17 protein-coding genes are annotated in these 19,196 nt (G+C 68.0%); 10 read left to right on the top strand and 7 right to left on the bottom strand.

Annotated elements, in window-relative coordinates; translation table 11 throughout:
• Positions 1–17: 17 nt before the first annotated feature.
• From rimI to pssA, 3 genes are read right to left on the bottom strand one after another with little or no spacing between them, the layout of a single operon-like run.
• Positions 18–515, bottom strand: coding sequence for a ribosomal protein S18-alanine N-acetyltransferase (rimI, locus tag C1933_RS02940; protein WP_108752121.1), 498 nt, complete (start codon positions 513–515; stop codon positions 18–20).
• Positions 512–964, bottom strand: coding sequence for a hypothetical protein (locus C1933_RS02935; protein WP_199911440.1), 453 nt, complete (start codon positions 962–964; stop codon positions 512–514). Before C1933_RS02935 ends, rimI begins: the two co-directional genes overlap by 4 nt.
• A 53-nt stretch (positions 965–1,017) precedes the next feature.
• Positions 1,018–1,794 (bottom strand): CDP-diacylglycerol--serine O-phosphatidyltransferase, encoded by a 777-nt coding sequence (gene pssA, locus C1933_RS02930; RefSeq protein WP_108752119.1) that lies wholly within the window; start codon positions 1,792–1,794, stop codon positions 1,018–1,020.
• A gap of 80 nt (positions 1,795–1,874) precedes the next feature.
• On the opposite strand from pssA, the gene C1933_RS02925 reads away from it, so the two are divergent.
• From C1933_RS02925 to C1933_RS02910, 3 genes are all read left to right on the top strand, one after another.
• Positions 1,875–2,252, top strand: coding sequence for a DUF4124 domain-containing protein (locus C1933_RS02925; protein WP_108754720.1), 378 nt, complete (start codon positions 1,875–1,877; stop codon positions 2,250–2,252).
• 474 nt (positions 2,253–2,726) lie between these two features.
• A complete protein-coding gene (locus tag C1933_RS02915) occupies positions 2,727–4,418 on the top strand; it encodes a proline--tRNA ligase (RefSeq protein ID WP_108752117.1) in 1,692 nt (563 codons plus the stop codon).
• Between the two features lie 197 nt (positions 4,419–4,615).
• Positions 4,616–4,996: an H-NS histone family protein gene (locus tag C1933_RS02910; RefSeq protein WP_108748452.1), complete on the top strand. Its 381-nt coding sequence runs from the start codon at positions 4,616–4,618 to the stop codon at positions 4,994–4,996.
• A gap of 127 nt (positions 4,997–5,123) precedes the next feature.
• On the opposite strand, the gene C1933_RS02905 is transcribed toward C1933_RS02910, so the two are convergent.
• Positions 5,124–6,383 carry a threonine/serine exporter family protein gene (locus C1933_RS02905; RefSeq protein ID WP_108748451.1) on the bottom strand — a complete coding sequence of 420 codons (1,260 nt, stop codon included), beginning with the start codon at positions 6,381–6,383 and terminating at the stop codon, positions 5,124–5,126.
• A 92-nt stretch (positions 6,384–6,475) separates the two neighbouring features.
• Here C1933_RS02905 and C1933_RS02900 point away from each other — a divergent pair, with 92 nt between their 5' ends.
• From C1933_RS02900 to C1933_RS02885, 4 genes are read left to right on the top strand one after another with little or no spacing between them, the layout of a single operon-like run.
• Positions 6,476–7,597, top strand: a complete 1,122-nt coding sequence (locus tag C1933_RS02900) for an ABC transporter permease (protein ID WP_199911409.1) — start codon at positions 6,476–6,478, stop codon at positions 7,595–7,597.
• A 1-nt stretch (position 7,598) separates the two neighbouring features.
• Positions 7,599–8,426, top strand: a complete 828-nt coding sequence (locus C1933_RS02895) for an ABC transporter ATP-binding protein (RefSeq protein WP_108752115.1) — start codon at positions 7,599–7,601, stop codon at positions 8,424–8,426.
• Between the two features lie 3 nt (positions 8,427–8,429).
• Entirely contained in the window at positions 8,430–9,356 is a 927-nt protein-coding gene (locus C1933_RS02890) for an MlaD family protein (protein WP_108752114.1), read from the top strand.
• Positions 9,353–9,994, top strand: coding sequence for an ABC-type transport auxiliary lipoprotein family protein (locus C1933_RS02885; protein WP_108752113.1), 642 nt, complete (start codon positions 9,353–9,355; stop codon positions 9,992–9,994). The genes C1933_RS02890 and C1933_RS02885 overlap by 4 nt, the downstream gene beginning before the upstream one ends.
• A gap of 104 nt (positions 9,995–10,098) precedes the next feature.
• On the opposite strand, the gene C1933_RS02880 is transcribed toward C1933_RS02885, so the two are convergent.
• Positions 10,099–10,689 carry an alpha-ketoglutarate-dependent dioxygenase AlkB gene (locus tag C1933_RS02880; RefSeq protein ID WP_108754719.1) on the bottom strand — a complete coding sequence of 197 codons (591 nt, stop codon included), beginning with the start codon at positions 10,687–10,689 and terminating at the stop codon, positions 10,099–10,101.
• 118 nt (positions 10,690–10,807) lie between these two features.
• On the opposite strand from C1933_RS02880, the gene C1933_RS02875 reads away from it, so the two are divergent.
• Positions 10,808–12,865, top strand: coding sequence for a glycoside hydrolase family 99-like domain-containing protein (locus C1933_RS02875; RefSeq protein WP_108752112.1), 2,058 nt, complete (start codon positions 10,808–10,810; stop codon positions 12,863–12,865).
• Between the two features lie 32 nt (positions 12,866–12,897).
• Here C1933_RS02875 and C1933_RS02870 read toward each other — a convergent pair whose 3' ends face one another.
• Positions 12,898–13,530: a CoA transferase subunit B gene (locus tag C1933_RS02870; RefSeq protein ID WP_108752111.1), complete on the bottom strand. Its 633-nt coding sequence runs from the start codon at positions 13,528–13,530 to the stop codon at positions 12,898–12,900.
• Between the two features lies 1 nt (position 13,531).
• Positions 13,532–14,263, bottom strand: coding sequence for a CoA transferase subunit A (locus tag C1933_RS02865; protein ID WP_108748443.1), 732 nt, complete (start codon positions 14,261–14,263; stop codon positions 13,532–13,534).
• Between the two features lie 164 nt (positions 14,264–14,427).
• On the opposite strand from C1933_RS02865, the gene C1933_RS02860 reads away from it, so the two are divergent.
• Positions 14,428–17,742 carry a DEAD/DEAH box helicase gene (locus tag C1933_RS02860; protein ID WP_108752110.1) on the top strand — a complete coding sequence of 1,105 codons (3,315 nt, stop codon included), beginning with the start codon at positions 14,428–14,430 and terminating at the stop codon, positions 17,740–17,742.
• A gap of 96 nt (positions 17,743–17,838) precedes the next feature.
• Entirely contained in the window at positions 17,839–19,185 is a 1,347-nt protein-coding gene (locus tag C1933_RS02855; RefSeq protein WP_108752109.1) for a phosphomannomutase, read from the top strand.
• Positions 19,186–19,196: the final 11 nt, after the last annotated feature.

Below are 19,196 nucleotides of genomic sequence, written 5' to 3'. Positions count from 1 at the left end.
GGCGAGCGCAGCGGCTACTACAGCGGCGGCATGACCTGCACGTCGTCAGCCACCAGCTCGATGGCCATCACCAGCGCATCTTCGCGGCCCTGCGCCGCCGGGTAGTAACGCGGGCGCCGGCCAATCTCGTTGAAGCCTTCGCTGTGGTACAGCCGCAGCGCCGGCGTGTTCGACGGCCGCACTTCCAGGAACACGCGCTGCGCGCCACGGTTGCGCGCCATCTCGACCAGCGCACGCAGCAACTGCCGGCCCAGGCCGCGCGACTGCACCAGCGGATCGATGCAGATGTTGAGCACGTGCGCCTCGTCAGCAGCCAGGCTCAACACGCCATAGCCGATCAGCAGGCCGTCCTGTTCCATCGCCAGCCCGGGGTAACCCGCGCGCAGGCAGTCCAGGAAAATGCCACGGGTCCAGGGGTAAGGGTAGCCGCGCACCTCGATGGCCATGACCGCGTTGAGGTCATTCTCGCGCAGCGCGCGCAGGCTGACCGGCCCCGGCTGGGCGACCGCACTCATGGCGTGCCCCGCTTGCGCAGCGCACGCAGCTGCGGCCACAGCGCGCGCTTGGCGGCCGGGTCGCGGCGCAGGGTTTCCAGCGGCCAGCTGTCCATCAATGCCTGCGTGGCCGGGTCATTCGGATTGCAGCCCGACGCACGCAGCAGGGCGATCTGCAGGCGGTCGGGCAGCCGTACTGCCGGTTGCCGCGCGTTGCCCGAGGGAAGCGGCCGCGTGACCGCCGGCGCGGTATCCGGGGCGGCCACCGGTGGCGGCCGCCGCGGCGCAGCGGCGCGCTCGGCACGCGGTTCGAACGGAACATCGGCGCTGTCGGCAGGCGCCATGCGCGGTGCGGATCGCGCCGGTTCCGGGGCAGGCGTCGACGCCGCCTCGGCTTCGGCCACGCTCAACTGCAGCGCCGCGTCCAGCTCGGCGACCAGCTGGCCGTCGTGGAACACGGTGTAGCCCATGGCCTGCAGCCAGGCCTGCTGGGCCGGTGACCACAACACGGGCAGGTCCTGGCTCACGCGGCCTCGGGCTTCTTGCGCAGGCGTTGCAGCGCCCACATCACCGGGCCGGACAAGGCGTACAACACGCCCACGGCCAGCAGCACGCGCGGCAGATCAATGACCGCAATGGCGATGGCGATCGGGACCAGGGCCAGCACCAGGAACGGCACGCGATCAGAACGGGTGCCTTTGGCAGCACCGCCCTTGAAGCTCCAGAAGCGCACCCGGCTGACCATCAACAGTGCCGCCACCACGGTGACCGCCAGCGCCACGTAGCGCAGCTGGTCACCGCTCCAGCCCAGGGTGCCGTCGGCAAAGGCCCAGACGAAGGACATCATCAAGCCGGCCGCAGCCGGGCTGGCCAGGCCGACAAACCAGCGCTTGTCGACCACCGCCACCTGGGTGTTGAAGCGGGCCAGGCGCAGCGCCGCGCAGGCGGCGTACAGGAAGGCGACGGCCCAGCCGAGGCGGCCAGCCAGTTCACCGTCCAGCTTCAGTTCGGACAGCGACCAGTGGTACATCACCAGCGCCGGTGCCATGCCGAAGCTGACCAGGTCGGCCAGCGAGTCGTACTGCACGCCGAATTCGCTGCTGGTACCGGTCAGGCGCGCCACGCGCCCGTCCAGGCCATCCATCACCGCCGCCACGAACACGGCGATGGCCGCATTGACGAACTGGTCGTTGGCCGCGGCGATGATCGCGTAGAAGCCGGAGAACAGACCGGCAGTGGTGAACAGGTTGGGCAGCAGGTAAATCGTGCGCGAACGCGGCGGCGGTGTGATCGGGTCCATGGAATCCAGTTTAATCGACTTGCCAGCGGTCGGCGGCAATGCTGCAATCGGCGTTCTACGCCCATTCTGTGGAGTTTGCCATGCGTGCCCTGCCCTGCCTTGGTTTCCTGCTGCTGTTGGCCACGGCCACGGCGCAGGCCGGCCCGGTCTACAAGTGGAAGGACGCCAAGGGCGTGACCCAGTATTCGGAGACGCCGCCGGCCGGTGCGAAATACGAAACCCGCGAGCAGGCACGCAGCCCGCAGACCCCGGCGGCGCCCGCTGCGGAAGCGGCCCCGGTGCCGGAGCAGTGCAGCACCGCGCGTGCCAACGTGACCCTGCTGGAGGGCAGCGGCCCGGTGATGAAGGACACCGATGGCGATGGCAAGGCCGACACGGCCCTGACCCCGGAACAGCGCACCGCGCAGAAGGGCCTGGCCGAAGCCGCCATCAAAGCCTACTGCCCCCCGGCCGGCTGAGGGGGTTCGGCAGGGCTTGCAGCCCTGCACCTGCTGTAGAGTCGAGCCATGCTCGACTGAAGCAACAGCAACAGCGCGCTTTCCGTGGATGGCGGGTTCACGCGGCTGTTGGTAGGTGTCGACCTTGGTCGACACATCTGTCAGAAATCGAATGAATTCAGCCGTGTCGACCAAGGTCGACACCTACCAGAGCGGGATGCCGTTCTGGCAGATCGCGGAAGTCTGTCGAAGGCGGGGTGGGTCCGGTTGCGGGGGCGTGAGCGCCATGGATGGCGCGACCGAGGCTACAGGGACGTACTTGCGCCGTCCCCCGCAACCGGACCCACCCCGCCAACCCACGGATAGCCCGCTTTTGACGTTGCCGTTGCCGTTGCCGTTGCCCCAAGCGGGTGCAGGGCTGCAAGCCCTGCCAGTACCCCACCCCCCGGCCGGGCTGGCAGAATAGGCGTCTCTGCCGTTATCCCGAAGCCGACGATGCGCCTCTCCCAGTTCCACCTGCACACCACCAAGGAAACCCCCAGCGACGCCGAGCTGACCAGCCACCGGCTGATGCTGCGCGCCGGCATGATCCGCAAGCTCGCCTCGGGCCTGTACACCTGGTCGCCGCTGGGCCTGCGCGTACTGCGCAAGGTGGAACGCATCGTGCGTGAGGAAATGGACCGCGCCGGCGCCGTGGAATTCCAGATTCCCACCATCCAGCCCAAGGAACTGTGGGAACAGACCGGGCGCTGGGAAAAGTTCGGCCCGCAGCTGCTGAAGATCAAGGACCGCAAGGAACAGACCTTCTGCTACAGCCCCACCGCCGAAGAAGCGGCGTGCGATTTCGCCCGCAGCGAGCTGTCCAGCTACAAGCAGCTGCCGGTGAATTTCTACCAGATCCAGACCAAGTTCCGCGACGAGATCCGCCCGCGTTTCGGCGTGATGCGTGCGCGCGAATTCCTGATGAAGGATGCGTACTCGTTCCACCTGCACGATGAAGACCTGGTGCGCGAATACGAAAACATGAAGGCGGCCTACAGCCGCATCTTCACCCGCCTGGGCCTGGATTTCCGCATGGTGCAGGCCGACTCCGGCGCCATCGGCGGCGACGCATCGCAGGAATTCCACGTGATCGCCGATTCCGGCGAAGACGCGTTGGTGTTTTCCACCGGCTCGGATTATGCGGCCAACATGGAAGCCGCCGTTGCCGCTGATCCGGCGCCGCGTGCGGCCGCCGCTGAAACCCTGCGCAAGGTGGACACGCCCACCCAGAAGACCTGCGAAGACGTGGCCGCCCTGCTCGGCATCGACCTGCAGCGCACGGTGAAGTCGGTGGCGCTGATGACCGAGGCCGGCTTCGTGCTGGCGCTGGTACGCGGCGACCACGAAGTAAATGAGATCAAGCTGGCCAAGGTGGCTGGCCTGGAAGACCAGCGTTTTGCCAGCGAAGCGGAAATCGCCGAGCACCTGGGCAGCGTGCCCGGCTTCCTGGGCCCGGTCGGCCCGGCCAAGGCGATCCGCGTGCTGGCCGACCGCGAAGTGGCGGCCATGGCCGATTTTGTCGTCGGTGCCAACGAGGCCGGTTTCCACCTGGCTGGGGTGAACTGGGGCCGCGACCTGCCGGAACCGGAAGTGGTGGATATCCGCAACGTGCGTGCCGGTGACCGCGCCCGCGACGGCGGCGAACTGAAGATCGCCCGCGGCATCGAGGTCGGCCACGTGTTCCAGCTCGGCCGCAAGTACGCCGAGGCGCTGCAGGCCACCGTGCTGGACGAGAACGGCAAGGCCGCGGTGATGACCATGGGCTGCTACGGCATCGGTATTTCGCGCGTGGTGGCCGCCGCCATCGAACAGAACCACGACGACGCCGGCATCATCTGGCCCGAGGCGATGGCGCCCTGGCAGGTGGTGGTCTGCGTGATCAACCCGAAGGGCGATGCGGGCGTGGCCGAGGCCGCCGCTGCACTGCTGCAGGAACTGCGCGACGCCGGCCTGGATGCGGCGCTGGACGACCGCGGCCTGCGCCCGGGCGCCATGTTCGCCGACATGGAGCTGATCGGCGTTCCACACCGCGTGGTGGTGAGCGAGCGCGGCCTGGCCGCCGGTACGTATGAATACCGCTCGCGCAAGGCCAGCGAGGCCGAGAGCCTGGACAAGGCCACCCTTCTGCAGCGACTGCAGGGCTGATGGAAAGACCGGGGTCCGCCCCGGTCTTTTTTTTGCGTCCACCGGTGGCATCAGCGTCTGAATATGTCGGCAGTCGCAATTCGTAATATCAGTAACCAATAAATGTTTGTGCTGGCAGTAAATCGACATTACCCTGTCCAGCGACCGCCATGGACCGGCTCGTCCCTGTCCATCACCGTATTTCCCGGAGTATTTGCATGAGCATCGACCTGAGCGGCCTGTCGGCACGTGAGCTGGGCGCCCTGATCCGTACCGCCAAGAAGCAGCAGACCATCGTCGCCAAGCGCCGCCCGATCACCAAGGTGCGCGCCCAGCTGACCAAGCTGGCCAAGACCGAGGGTTACACCATCGACGAACTGTTCGGTGGCGCCGCTGCCCCGGCACCGCGTGCACGCAAGGCTGCCAAGGCTCCGGCCAAGACCGCCGGCCGCAAGCTGGGCAAGGTGGCACCGAAGTACCGCAACCCGGCCAACCCGAAGGAAACCTGGACCGGCCGCGGCAAGCAGCCGCGCTGGATGGCCGAGCTGACCGCCAAGGGCAACAAGAAGCCGGAAGATTTCCTGATCAAGAAGGCCTGAGTCCTGCACGGGTTTGAATGAGAAAACGCCGGCGAAAGCCGGCGTTTTTTTGTGGGTAGCGCCGGGCCATGCCCGGCGAGCGCAGCGGTGGTGTTCCGATCCGCCGGGCACGGCCCGGCGCTACCGATCACAGGGTTTTGCGCGCCGGCATCAGCAGGTTGCCGAACAGCAGGCCGGCCACCAGCGCCATCACCACGTTCAGCACGGTCAGGAACACGCTCTGGCCGGCGCCCACGTCCTGCTGCTGCACCAGGGTCAGCACGCCGCGCAGGCTGGTGCTGCCGGGCACCATCATGATGATGCCGGGCAGGCGGATGATCGCGCCCGGGCGACCCACCAGTCGGCCAAACAGATTGCCGCCGGCGGTCAGCAGCATGGCTGACAGGAAAATGCCCGCTGGTGCGCCCCAGGCGTGGCCGCCGAATTTGGAAATGGCATAGCCGGCTACCGACGCGGCAATCACCCATGGGTAATCGCGGCGGTTGGCCTTGAACAACATGGCGAATGCGAACGCGGCGGTCAGCAGCGAGCCCCATTCCACCCACGGCCCCTGCGGACGCGAGGCACGGATCACCGGGTCCAGGCCCAGCACATCGGCCAGGGTGACCGCGATCATCGCGCCCACGCTCAGTTTCATGATGGTGGTGAGCGCACCGGCAAAACGCGCCGTGCCCGAAACCCAGTGCTGGCTGGCCAGTTCGTTCACTGCATTGGTCAACGACATGCCCGGCAGCAACACCACCAGCGAGGCAATGATGACGGTGTTGAGATTCAGCGCGCCCACGAACGCCGCCACCAGGGTGGCGACCATGCCGGCCAGCAGCGCGGCCAGCGCCTCGCCGGCTTCGCGGGTGGCCGGGCGGCGATCGGTCAGCATGCCCAGCAGGCCGATCATCAGGCCGATTACGCCAGCCGTAGCGATGTCCAGCCACGGCAGCTTCCACATGCCGGCCACGCCGGCCGCGCCCAGGCTGAAGGACAGGATGGTGCGCAGCTTGCCGCGGCGGCCCGGGTCCTTGTCCAGCTGGCGCAACGCGGTATGGCCCTGGGCAAGGCTCATGCGGCCGTTGGCCACTTCCTCGGCAATGCGGTCGGCCACGCTCAGTTTGTGCAGGTCGTTCTCGCCCGGCGCCAGGCGGATCACCCGGGTGATGTCGCTGGAACCGATGGCGCGCGCGGGGTCGCTGAAGCTGAGGATGATGCCGGTGGGGTTCGACCACGGCTCACAATCCAGGTCCAGTTGCCGCGCCAACGCCACCACGGCGGCCTCCAGGCGCTGGGCCGTGGTGCCATAGCTGTGCAGGCGACCGGCGATCTCGGAAACAAAGGCCACGCGCTGCGCATAGGTGGCCTGGGGCGTGGGGATGGCGTGAGCATCGGCGGACATGCGCCGTAGTATTACCTAGAGCGGGCCCGGCAGGAGAAATTCATCCCGGTTCGACGCGACGTGCAATTCAGAACGGTTATGCTGCGACCCGAATGGCCCCCATGACCCCGAACCACAGCCCCCGGCTGGAACAGGATGCCCACGATCCCGGGCTGATCCATCTGTCCGGCCACTGGACCTTGAAGACCGCACTGGCGGCGGCCGAGGTGCTGCGCGACGTTCCCGAGAAACTGACCGGCATCGACGCCACCGCCATCGAACAGCTGGATTCGGCCGGCGTGCTGCAGGTGCTGCGGGTGGCCCATCGTGCCGATCTGGGCGAACAGGCCCTGCACTTCCGGCCCGACCACCAGGCACTGGTGTGCACCATCGAAGAAGTGGCCGACGACCGGCCCAAGCCCAAGCGCGACTTCGGTGTGCTGGCGGCGCTGGAGCGGTTGGGCGTCAGCGTCCACACCACCGGCCACAACATCAAGGCGCTGTGCAGTTTCCTGGGCGAGAACCTGGTCAAGGCCGCGCGCCTGTTCAAGGAACCGCGCCGCTTCCGCCTGACCGCCACCGTGCACCAGATGGAACAGGTGGGCCTGGACGCGGTACCGCTGGTGGCATTGCTGTCTTACCTGGTGGGCGCGGTGATCGCCTTCCTCGGCTCCACCATCCTGCGCGACTTCGGCGCGGAGATCTACGTGGTGGAACTGGTGAGCATCGCCTTCCTGCGCGAGTTCGCCGTGCTGCTGACCGCCATCGTGCTGGCCGGCCGCACCGCCAGTGCGTTCACCGCGCAGATCGGTGCGATGAAGGCGCGCGAAGAGATCGATGCGATGCGCACCCTGGGCCTGGACCCGATCGATCTGCTGGTGCTGCCACGCCTGCTGGCACTGCTGGTCACCCTGCCGCTGCTGACCTTCATTGCGATGGCAGCCGGTCTGGCCGGCGGCATCACCGTGGGCGCGTTCGATCTGGATATTCCGCCGCAGATGTACATCGCGCGCATGCACGAAACCATGGAAGTGCGGCACATGCTGGTGGGGCTGTCCAAGGCGCCGGTGTTCGCCCTGGTGATCGGCCTGATCGGCTGCCTGGAAGGGCTGAAGGTGGAAGGCACGGCGCAGTCGGTGGGCGAACGCACCACCTCCAGCGTGGTGCAGACCATCTCGCTGGTGATCATCATCGACGCCTTCGCGGCGTTGTGGTTCATGCATATGGACTGGTGAGATGAGCACACACCCACACCCCGATGACACCCAGATGCAGGATGACCAGGGCCACGACCTGGCCATCCGCGTGCGCGGGCTGACCAACCGCTTCGGCAGCCAGACCGTGCACGAAGGGCTGGACCTGGACGTGCGCCGCGGCGAGATCCTGGGCGTGGTCGGCGGGTCGGGCACCGGCAAATCGGTGCTGATGCGGTCAATCCTGGGCCTGCGCGTGCCCGACGCCGGGCAGATTGAAGTGCTGGGCCGCGACGCACGCGCCGACGATGCGGAAAGCCGCCTGCACATCGAGCGCAACACCGGCGTGCTGTTCCAGGATGGCGCCCTGTTCTCCTCGCTCAGCGTGGGCGAGAACGTGCAGGTGCCGCTGAAGGAACACCACCGCGAACTGCCCGAACGCTGGCATTACGAACTGGCCCTGCTGAAGGTGAAGCTGGCCGGCCTGCCCGCCGATGCCATCAACAAACTGCCGTCGCAGTTGTCCGGCGGCATGCGCAAGCGCGCTGGCCTGGCCCGTGCGCTGGCGCTGGACCCGCCGCTGCTGTTCCTGGACGAGCCCACCGCCGGCCTGGACCCGATCGGCGCGGCCGCGTTCGACCGCCTGATCAAGACCCTGCAGGAAGCGCTGGGGTTGACCGTGTTCCTGATCACCCATGACCTGGACACGCTGTACGCCATCTGCGACCGGGTGGCGGTGATCGCCGACCACAAGGTGGTAGCCAACGCGCCGCTGCCGGACATCGAGAAACTGGATCATCCGTGGATCCAGGAATACTTCCACGGACCCCGCGCGCGCGCCGCGCGTGGCGAACAGATCGAGAGTGCCTGAGCCATGGAAACCAAAGCCAACTACGTGCTGATCGGCGCGTTCACCCTGATCACCGGCCTGGCCCTGCTGGCCTTCGGCCTGTGGGCGGCCAAGTACTCCTCCGACCGCACCTGGCAGGAATACCGCGTGGTGTTCCGCGAAGCGGTCACCGGCCTGTCGGTGGGCAGCCCGGTGCAGTACAACGGCATCGCGGTGGGGTCGATCACCGAACTGAACCTGGTGCCCGACGACCCGCGCCAGGTGGTCGCGCGCATCCGCTTGAATTCCAACACGCCGGTCAAGACCGATACCCGCGCCAAGCTGGCCATCACCAGCCTGACCGGCCCGTCGATCATCCAGCTCAGTGGCGGCACGCCGCAGGCGCCCACCCTGACCACGGTGAACAAGGACCCGGCGCCGATCATTCCGACCACGCCGTCGGCGCTGCAGAACATCACCGACGTGGCCAACCGCATCGTCGAACGCATGGACCAGATCCTGAGCGACCGCAACGTCGCCTCGATCAACGCCACCCTGGCCAATCTGGAAACGATCAGCGGCGGCCTGGCCGACCGTGACCAGGGCACCCAGGCGCTGCTGTTGAGTGCGCGCGACGCGGCACGCAGCCTGGATACCACGCTGAAGACCACCAACGGCACCATCGAGCGCCTGGACAAGAACCTGGTGCAGCAGCTGCCGGGCATCATCGACAAGCTCGATGCCACCCTGGGCAAGCTGGATTCGGCCGCTGGCAATGCCGATTCGATCCTGGGCGAGAACCGCGCGGCCATCAACAGCTTCGCCAACGATGGCCTGGGCCAGCTGGGCCCGACCCTGACCGAACTGCGCGGCCTGATCCGCGACCTGCGCCGGGTCAGCGACCGCCTGGAAAACAACCCCGCGCGCTACCTGCTGGGCCGCGATGCACCGAAGGAGTTCGAACCCAAATGAGCCCGATGACCCTTCCGCGCCTGCTGCTGGCCGCCTCGGCCGTTGCCCTGCTGGGTGGCTGCTCGATCCTCGGCAGCGGCGACAAGAATCCGGTCACCCTGTATTCGCCTGCGGTGCAGGTGAAGGTGGACCCGGCCTGGCCGCAGGGTGACTGGCAGCTGGTGCTGGCCAAGCCCAGCGCCGCGCGCATGGTCGACAGCCCGCGCATCAACGTGCGGCCCACGCCGTCGGAACTGGAGATCTACCGCGGCGCCAGCTGGGCACAGCCGGCCACCGACATGATCGAAGACACCCTGCTGCGCGGCTTCGAAGATTCCGGCCGCCTGCCCGGCGTGGCCCGCGTGGCCGCCGGCATCCGCGCCGACTACAAGTTGACCACCGACGTGCGCCGCTTCGAGTCGGACTACCAGGGCCAGGCCACGCCGACGGTGGTGATTGAACTGAACGCCAAGCTCATCCACGTGGCCGACCAGCGCGTGGTGGCCGACCACACCTTCCGCCAGCAACAGCCGGTGGGCAGCACCGACGTGCCGGCCGTGGCCGCCGCGTTCGAACGCGGCCTGCAGCAGCTGGCGCAGGACGTGGTGGGCTGGACGCTGGTGAGCGGGCAGCGCGACCGCCAGGCACTGCCGCGCTGAGATTGCAGGGGTCAGAGCCCTTTCCCTGCGGGAAAGGGATCCGACCCCATCTGCATGCCCCGTGGTCGGATCCCTTCCCGCAAGGAAGGGCTCTGACCCCGCTTTCACCCGCGGGGGGTGATCCACCGGAATGTCAGGTTGATGCGCTCGTCCTGCACCCGCGCCATCTTCGGCAGCGCGTGCTGGTAGAAGCCCTGGGTGCTGCCGCCCATCAGCAACAGATCGCCATGGCCCAGCAGGAATTCGGCCTTGCGCGCCGGTTCATCGCGGCGGCGCAGCAGGAAGCGGCGAACCGCGCCCAGGCTCAACGAGGCAATCAGCGGTTCAGTCCCCAGCTCTGGCTCGTCGTCGCTATGCCAGCCCATGTAATCCCCACCGCTGCGGTAGCGGTTCACCAGCACGCTGTTGAAGCGGCCGATGCCTTCGGCCAGCAGCCGTTCACGCAGCGCCTGCAGCAGCGGCGTCCACGGCCGCGGCTCGAACAGTGCGCCGGAATAGCGGTATCGCGCCTGCGGATCACCGATCCAGCAGCTCAACCGCGGCGAATCCACCCAGTTGCCGAACATGCGGATGCGGTGAACCTCCCACGGCAGTTGCGCCTGCAGGGCTGGCAGCAGGGCATCGGCTGCAGCGGGGGACAGCCAACCCGGCAGGTGGCGCACATCCGCGTCGGGCAGGTCATGGGGAAACAGCATCGCCACACGCTAGCACGGCCGCGTTTGCCGTCGTGGCCGCCAGCACCGAAAATGGCGGCATGACCGTTGCCATGCTTCCGCCGCCTGCCGTCCACGCCCACTACCGGGGCGCCCAGCCATGAGCGGCAGCCGCCTGCGCCAGGCCCTGTTTCCGCTGCTGCGCGCGGTGTTCCGAGCGTTGCCGATGTCGCAGGCACAGCGCGACCGCCTGCGCACCCGCCTGCTGGCCCGACATGGCGACTGGGTGCCCCCGCCGCCGAAGGGACAGCAGGACACCGGTGGCCCACGGGCCAGCGCGCAGCTGCGCTGGCGCGCCGACGAGCCCGCCATCGGTCACCGCCCGCGGCAGGCGGCCGCGCTGCCGGAGCCGATGCCCGCCACCCTGGTCGCGTTCTACCTGCCGCAGTTCCACACCTTTGCCGAGAACGACGCGTGGTGGGGCAAGGGCTTCACCGAATGGCGCAACGTGACCCGCGCCCTGCCGCAGTTCGAAGGTCACATCCAACCGCGACTGCCGGCCGATCTGGGGTTCTATGACCTGCGCAATCCGCAGGTGATGCGCGACCAGGCGCAGCTTGCCGCCGAGCACGGCATCGGCGCGTTCTGCTTCTATTACTACTGGTTCAGCGGCCGCACGCTGATGGAAGACCCGCTGCGACAGTGGCTGGACGATGACAGCATCACGCTGCCGTTCTGCCTGTGCTGGGCCAATGAAAACTGGGCACGGCGCTGGGACGGCCGCGACGACGACATCCTGATCGGCCAGCAGCACAGCGCCGATGATGACCTGGCATTCATCGCCCACGTGGCGCCGTACCTGCGCGACCGCCGTGCATTGAAGGTCGATGGCCGGCCGATGCTGCTGGTCTACCGACCGAACCTGCTGCCCGATGCACGCGCCACCGCCGAGCGCTGGCGCCGCTGGTGCCGCGACAACGGCGTGGGCGAGATCCACCTGGCCTATGTGCAGGGCTTCGAACGCCCCGATCCGCGCGACATCGGCTTCGATGCGGCGGTCGAGTTCCCGCCCAACATGAGCAACCCGCGCTCGCTGTCGGCGCAGCAGTGGCTGCTCAACCCCGATTTCAATGGCGATGTGCGTGACTGGCGCGAGCTGGCCAGCGAGATCGCCGCCCGCCCCCTGCCCGATTACCCGCTCTATCCCGGGGTCAACCCAGGCTGGGACAACGAAGCCCGGCGTTCCGGGCGCGGGCGCGTGTATCTGCATGCGTCGCCGCGCGGCTACCGCGACTGGCTGCGCAGCACCGTGCATGAGCGCCTGGCGCAGGCCCCGCAGCACCAGCGCATGGTGTTCATCAATGCCTGGAACGAGTGGGCCGAGGGCGCCGTGCTGGAACCGGATGCACGGCTGGGGCATGCCTGGTTGCAGGCCACCCGTGAGGCGTTGTCGCCGGCAGTGCCGAGGCAACCACAGCCGGCGCTGCACCTGCACGCGTGGTATCTGGAAACCCTGCCGGAAGTGCTGTCGGCAGTGAAGGAAACGGCACTGCCCTGGCGACTGGTGGTCACCACACCGGCAACGCAGGTCGACGCGGTTCGCGATGCGCTGGTGCAGCACGGATTGCAGGGTGACATCGTTGCCGTGGAAAACCACGGCCGCGACATCCTGCCCTTCCTGCAGGTTGCCGAAGGCCTGCTGCAGGATGGGCACGAGGTGGTGCTGAAGCTGCACACCAAGCGCTCCACCCATCGCGCCGATGGTGACCAGTGGCGCCAGGAACTGCTGCAGCGGTTGGTGCAGGGTGGCCGCGCCGCACGCATCCTGGCGGCGTTCCAGGCCGACCCGAGCCTGGGCATGGTGGTTGCCGAAGGGCATCTGCTCGCCGTTGCCGATTTCATGGGCGGCAACGGCCCCGCGGTGCAGCGGCTGCGCACGCGCCTGGGCCTGTCGCTGGACCCCGCTGCCAGCGTGTTCGGCGCCGGCAGCATGGGTTGGTGGCGCCTGCAGGCGTTGCGCCCACTGCTGGACGCGCATCTGTACCGCAGCGACTTCGATCCTGAGCAGGGCCAGATCGATGGCACCCTGGCCCACGCCATCGAGCGCATGCTGGGCGCCTGCTGCGAACACACCGGTCTGCGCGCAGCCACCGCAGCAGCCTGCCTGGGCGAGCCGGAAGCCAGCGGCACCGACTACGCCTACGCCCGCCGCAGTTGAGCAGCGGGGGCCATCGGCCCCCGTGCGTTCAATCAAGCGCGCGCGAACGCGACGCCGGTCTTTTCCTTCAGTTCGTCATCACGCACGCCCGGCGCGGCTTCCACCAGCCGCAGGCCGTCGTCGGTCACGTCGAACACGGCCAGATCGGTGATGATGCGATCGACCACGCCCACGCCGGTCAGCGGCAGCGAGCATTCGGCCAGGATCTTGTGCTCGCCGTTCTTGGCGGTGTGTTCCATCAGCACCACCACGCGCTGCACACCGGCCACCAGGTCCATCGCGCCGCCCATGCCCTTGACCATCTTGCCCGGCACCATCCAGTTGGCCAAGTCACCCTTGTCGGTCACCTGCATGGCGCCCAGGATGGCCAGGTTCACATGGCCACCGCGGATCATCGCGAAACTGTCGTGGCTGCCGAAGTAGCTGGCACCGGCGCGCGCGGTCACGGTCTGCTTGCCGGCGTTGATCAGGTCGGCGTCCACTTCACTGTCGGTGGGGAACGGGCCGATGCCGAGCAGGCCGTTTTCCGACTGCAGCCACACGTCCACGCCTTCGGGAATATGGTTGGCCACCAGGGTCGGCAGGCCGATACCCAGGTTCACGTAGGCGCCATCGGTCAATTCACGGGCGGCGCGGGCCGCCATCTCGTCACGGGTCCACGCCATCTCAGTTGCCCTCCGCGCGGATCGTGCGCTGTTCAATGCGTTTTTCGGGATGCGGGTTGTGCACGATGCGGTGCACATAGATGCCCGGCAGGTGCACCTGGTCCGGATCGATCGCGCCCACCGGCACCACCTCCTCCACTTCCACGATGCACACCTTGCCGGCCATCGCGCAGGCCGGGTTGAAGTTGCGCGCGGTCTTGCGGAACACCAGGTTGCCGGCCTCGTCGGCCTTCCACGCCTTCACCAGGGCCACGTCGGCGCGCAGCGCGGTTTCCATCACATAGTGCTTGCCGTCGAATTCACGGGTTTCCTTGCCCTCGGCCACCACGGTGCCGTAACCGGTGGCGGTGAAGAACGCCGGGATGCCCGCACCGCCGGCGCGCAGGCGCTCGGCCAGGGTGCCCTGCGGATTGAATTCCAGTTCCAGCTCGCCGGCCAGGAACTGGCGTTCGAATTCCTTGTTCTCGCCCACGTAGGACGAGATCATCTTCTTGATCTGCCGCGTTTCCAGCAGCTGGCCCAGGCCGAAGCCGTCCACGCCCGCATTGTTGGAAATGACCGTCAGGCCCTTGGCGCCACTGTCGCGCAGCGCCGCGATCAGTGCTTCGGGAATGCCACACAGGCCGAAGCCGCCCACGGCCAGGATCTGGCCATCGGCGACCACGCCCTGCAGCGCCTGTGCCGCCGAGGCGAAGCGCTTGCTGCGCTTGCTGCTGGAAGTCGATTGCTGCATTGCTGTACTGCCCTGCACGGTAAGAATGAGGGCATTCTAGCCGCAGGCCCGCCCGGGCCCTGGATGCGCCGCAGCATTGTCGGGGCGTTGCAGGGGCTTTGGGTAGAATGCCGCACCCTCCACGCAGCGTGGTTCGCCCCACGCCGCCTCCCCCGCAGGTAGCGATGGCCCTGACCTACACCGACGAAGACCTTCTGCGCTGGATCGACGAACGCACGCTGCAGAAGACCGCGCACTACCTGTCCAGCGTGCGCGACCTGCAGCTGCAGGGCGACACGCTGAGTGCAGACGTCCAGGGCAGCGCGCGCCAGCCCTACCACGTGGAAATCGACCTGGCCGCCAGCACGCGCACCGCGCGCAGCCGCCTGCACAGCCACTGCACCTGCCCGGTGGGGCAGAACTGCAAGCACGTGGCCACGGTGCTGGTCATCCAGCTGCTGGAACCCGAGCTGGCGCAGGACCCGGCCCCCCTGAGCGCGCAGGACCTGGCCATGCCGCCGCGTGCCGAACTGCTGGACGAACTGTCGCGCTGGCAGGCCGCGCGAAGCACGCCGGCGCGCGCGCACCCCCGTGGCATTGCCTTCGACGTGGGCACCTTCCAGAACCGGCCCGCGATCCTGCCGCGCCGCACCCACCAGCCCGCCGGCGGGCCACTCACCTTCGAAAAGCTGCTGGACATCACCCCTGAATTGCTGCTGGAGCCGCCCGGCTACCTCAGCCAGGACGACGTGGCCGTGCTGGCGCAGCTATGGGCGCTGCGCCAGGGCCGCATGAAGGGTCGTCAGTTCGATATCAATGCGACCCTGCAGCTGATCGTGGCCAGCGGCCATGGCTGGATCCATGGCGACGGCCCGGGCCAGCGCGTGCCCGCCCGCAGCGGTGCACCGCGCCGTGGCACCCTGGGCTGGCGCGCCCTGCCGCAGCAGGGCACGACCCTGCCCACCCCCTGGCTGGAGGTGGAAGGCGGTGCGCAGGGCATGGTGCTGGGCCAGTCGGCCTGCTACCTGGACCCGGCCACCGGCGAGGTCGGGCCGCTGCTGCTGGACGTGGCCGTGGCCGACGCCGATGAGTTCCTGGAGCTGCCACCGCTGCTGCCCAACGAAGAACCCATCGTGGCCCAGCTGCTGATGCAGATCGACCCGGCCCTGCCGCGCCCCGGCGGCGACGCCGCGCTGGCCACGCTGCAGGTGCAGGCCATGACCCCGGTGCTGCGCCTGCATACGGTGGAATTCCGGCCCGCTTGGCTGGGCTACCGCGCGCCGTCGCAGTGGGCCGACGTGGCCACCGTGGCGTTCGAGTACGACGAACACGTGCGCTTCCTGGATGACCCCACCCTGTTCGCGCACGATGCCGAGGGCCGCCTGGCCCTGCTGCCGCGCGACCTGGCCGAAGAAGCCCGGCGCGAAAAAGAACTGCGCAGTGCGCAGTTGTACCGCGACCAGAACCCGCGCGCGGTGCTGGACGGCGCCGGACCGCAGTTCGACCTGCGCACCCACGACTGGACCCATTTCCTGCTGGACGAAGTGCCGCGGTTGGAAGCACTGGGCTGGAAGATCGAGCCGGCCGACGATTTCCGCCACCGCATCACCCGGGTGGACGATATCCAGCTGGACATCCAGACCGACCCGAAGGACGAAGGCTGGTTCACGCTGGCGCTGGACATCCAGGTCGACGACCGCAGCGTGGCCCTGGCGCCGCTGCTGCAGCAGGTGCTGCAGACCGATCCGCGCTGGCTGCGCGGGCAGATCGACAGCATTGGCGATGATGAGAACATCCTGCTGTCGGCCGGCGACAACACACGCATTGCGCTGCGCGCCGGCCGGCTGAAGCCGGTCATCGCCCTGCTGGCCGACCTGTTCACCCAGCGCGGCGGCGCCCTGCGCTTGTCCGCTCGCGACCGTGGCCGCCTGCGTGCATTGCAGGACGATGCCCGCCTGCAGTTCAAGAGCCGCAAGGACACCCGCGCGCTGGTGCAGCGGCTGATGCAGGCGCCCGCACTGGGCGAGGTGGAACCGCCCACCGGCCTGGCCGCCACCCTGCGCCCGTACCAGCGCGAGGGGCTGGCCTGGCTGCAGTACCTGCGCCAACAGGACCTGGGCGGCGTGCTGGCCGACGACATGGGGTTGGGCAAGACCCTGCAGACGCTGGCGCACATCCTGCTGGAAAAAGAGGCCGGGCGCCTGCAGCAGCCGGCGCTGGTGGTGGTGCCGACCTCACTGCTGCACAACTGGCAGAGCGAAGCCGCGCGCTTCACCCCCGACCTGCGCGTGCTGGTCCTGCACGGCAACGACCGCACCGATGACTTCGCGCGCATCGGCGAACACGACCTGGTGCTGACCACCTACCCGCTGCTGTGGCGCGATGAAGCGGCGCTGCAGGCCCACGATTACCACCTGTTGATCCTGGACGAGGCGCAGCAGGTGAAGAACCCGAAGTCGCGCGCGGCGGTCACCCTGCGCACCCTGCATGCACGGCACCGGCTGTGCCTGACCGGCACGCCGCTGGAAAACCACCTGGGCGAACTCTGGACCCAGTTCGATTTCCTGCTGCCCGGTCTGCTGGGCAGCGAGAAGCTGTTCAACCAGCACTGGCGGCACCCGATCGAGCGCGGCACCGATCCGCAGCGCGCGCACCTGCTGGCGCAGCGTCTGCGCCCGTTCATGCTGCGCCGGCGCAAGGACCAGGTGGCCACCGAACTGCCGGCCAAGACCCTGATCACCCGCAGCGTGGCGCTGGAAGGCGCGCAGCGCGATCTGTACGAAACCGTGCGCGCGTCGATGGAAGCCAAGGTGCGCGAAGCGGTGGCCAGCCAGGGACTGGGCCGCAGCCACATCGTGGTGCTCGATGCGCTGCTGAAGCTACGCCAGGTCTGCTGCGACCCGCGCCTGCTGCCCGGTGAAGCACCGGCCCGGCAGGCGCCGTCGGCGAAACTGGAGCTGCTGCGCGACATGCTGCCGGAGATGGTGGAAGAAGGCCGCCGCATCCTGCTGTTCTCGCAGTTCACCAGCATGCTGGCGCTGATCGGCCAGGCACTGGACGAGCTGGGCCTGGGCTACGTTCAACTGACCGGCGACACCCAGGACCGGGCCACCCCGGTGCAGCGTTTCATGCAGGGCGAGGTGCCGATCTTCCTGATCAGCCTGAAGGCCGGCGGCGTCGGCCTGAACCTGACCGCAGCCGACACGGTCATCCATTTCGACCCCTGGTGGAACCCCGCAGCGGAAAACCAGGCAACCGACCGTGCGCACCGCATCGGCCAGCAGCAACCGGTGTTCGTGTACCGGCTGATTGCAGCCGGCAGCATCGAAGAACGCATTGCCGAGCTGCAGCAGCGCAAGGCCGCGCTGGCCGATACCCTGCTGGAAGGCGCCGATTCGGCCGCACCGCGCTTCAACGACGAGGATCTGGAGGCGCTGCTGGCGCCGTTGCCGGGGGTGACACCGAAGGCGCGGCGGCGGCGGAAGCCAAGCGCCACCTGAGAGGTACGCAGGTCAGCTGTCATTGGGGCAATGGAAACGATTCCCACACAGGGCTGGGATTACACTAACCAGCTGATCTCACCAAGGACTCGCTCGATGCCCCTGCCCGCCTTCAAGGCCTATGACATCCGCGGCCGCGTGCCGGAAGAACTGAACGAAGACCTGGCCCGCCGTATCGGCGTGGCCCTGGCCGCGCAGCTCGCCCCCGGTCCGGTCGTGCTGGGCCACGACGTGCGCCTGACCAGCCCGGCCCTGCAGGATGCGCTGGCCGCGGGCCTGCGCGGCGTGGGCCGCGAAGTGATCGACATCGGCCTGTGCGGCACCGAGGAAGTCTATTTCCAGACCGACCACCTAGGTGCGGCCGGCGGCGTGATGGTGACCGCCAGCCACAACCCGATGGACTACAACGGCATGAAGCTGGTGAAGGAAAACGCGCGGCCGATCAGTTCCGATACCGGCCTGTTCGCCATCTCCGATGCCGTGGCCGCCGATACCGGCAGCGAGCAGCCGCCGAGTGCCGCGCAGACCGCGCAGCACGACAAGCGCGCCTACATCCAGCACCTGCTGAGCTACGTGGATGCCGGCAAGCTGAAGCCGCTGAAGCTGGTGGTCAACGCCGGCAACGGTGGCGCCGGCGCCATCGTCGACCTGCTGGCGCCGCACCTGCCGTTCGAGTTCATCCGCATCTGCCATGAACCCGATGGCAACTTCCCCAATGGCATTCCCAACCCGCTGCTGCCGGAAAACCGCGCAGCGACGGCCGAGGCCGTGCGCGAACACGGCGCCGATTTCGGCATTGCCTGGGATGGTGACTTCGACCGCTGCTTCTTCTTCGACCACAGCGGCCGCTTCATCGAGGGCTACTACCTGGTCGGCCTGCTGGCCAAGGCGATCCTGGCGCGCAACCCGGGCGGCAAGATCGTGCACGATCCCCGCCTGGTCTGGAACACCACCGACATGGTGGAACAGGCCGGCGGCGTGCCGGTACTGTGCAAGAGTGGCCATGCCTTCATCAAGGAAAAGATGCGCGCCGAAGATGCCGTGTATGGCGGCGAGATGAGCGCGCACCATTACTTCCGCGAATTCGCCTATGCCGACTCGGGCATGATTCCGTGGCTGCTGATCGCGCAGCTGGTTTCTGAAAGTGGGCGTTCGCTGGCCGACTGGGTGGAAGACCGCATGGCGGCCTACCCGTGCAGCGGCGAAATCAACTTCAAGGTGGCCGATGCCAAGGCCGCCGTGGCCCGGGTGATGGCGCACTTCGCGGACCAGGCACCGGCGCTGGACCATACCGATGGCATCAGCGCCGATTTCGGCCAGTGGCGCTTCAACCTGCGCAGCTCCAATACCGAGCCGCTGCTGCGCCTGAACGTGGAAGCCCGTGGCGACGCAGCGCTGATGCAGGCGCGCACCGACGAAATTGCAGCCTTGCTGAAGGCCTGAGCGGAATCCTG

The organism is Stenotrophomonas sp. ZAC14D2_NAIMI4_6, assembly GCF_003086875.1.
Lineage (GTDB): Bacteria > Pseudomonadota > Gammaproteobacteria > Xanthomonadales > Xanthomonadaceae > Stenotrophomonas.
The sequence above is the reverse complement of the archived record's forward strand: the minus strand, read 5'-3'. Positions and strand labels throughout refer to the sequence as shown.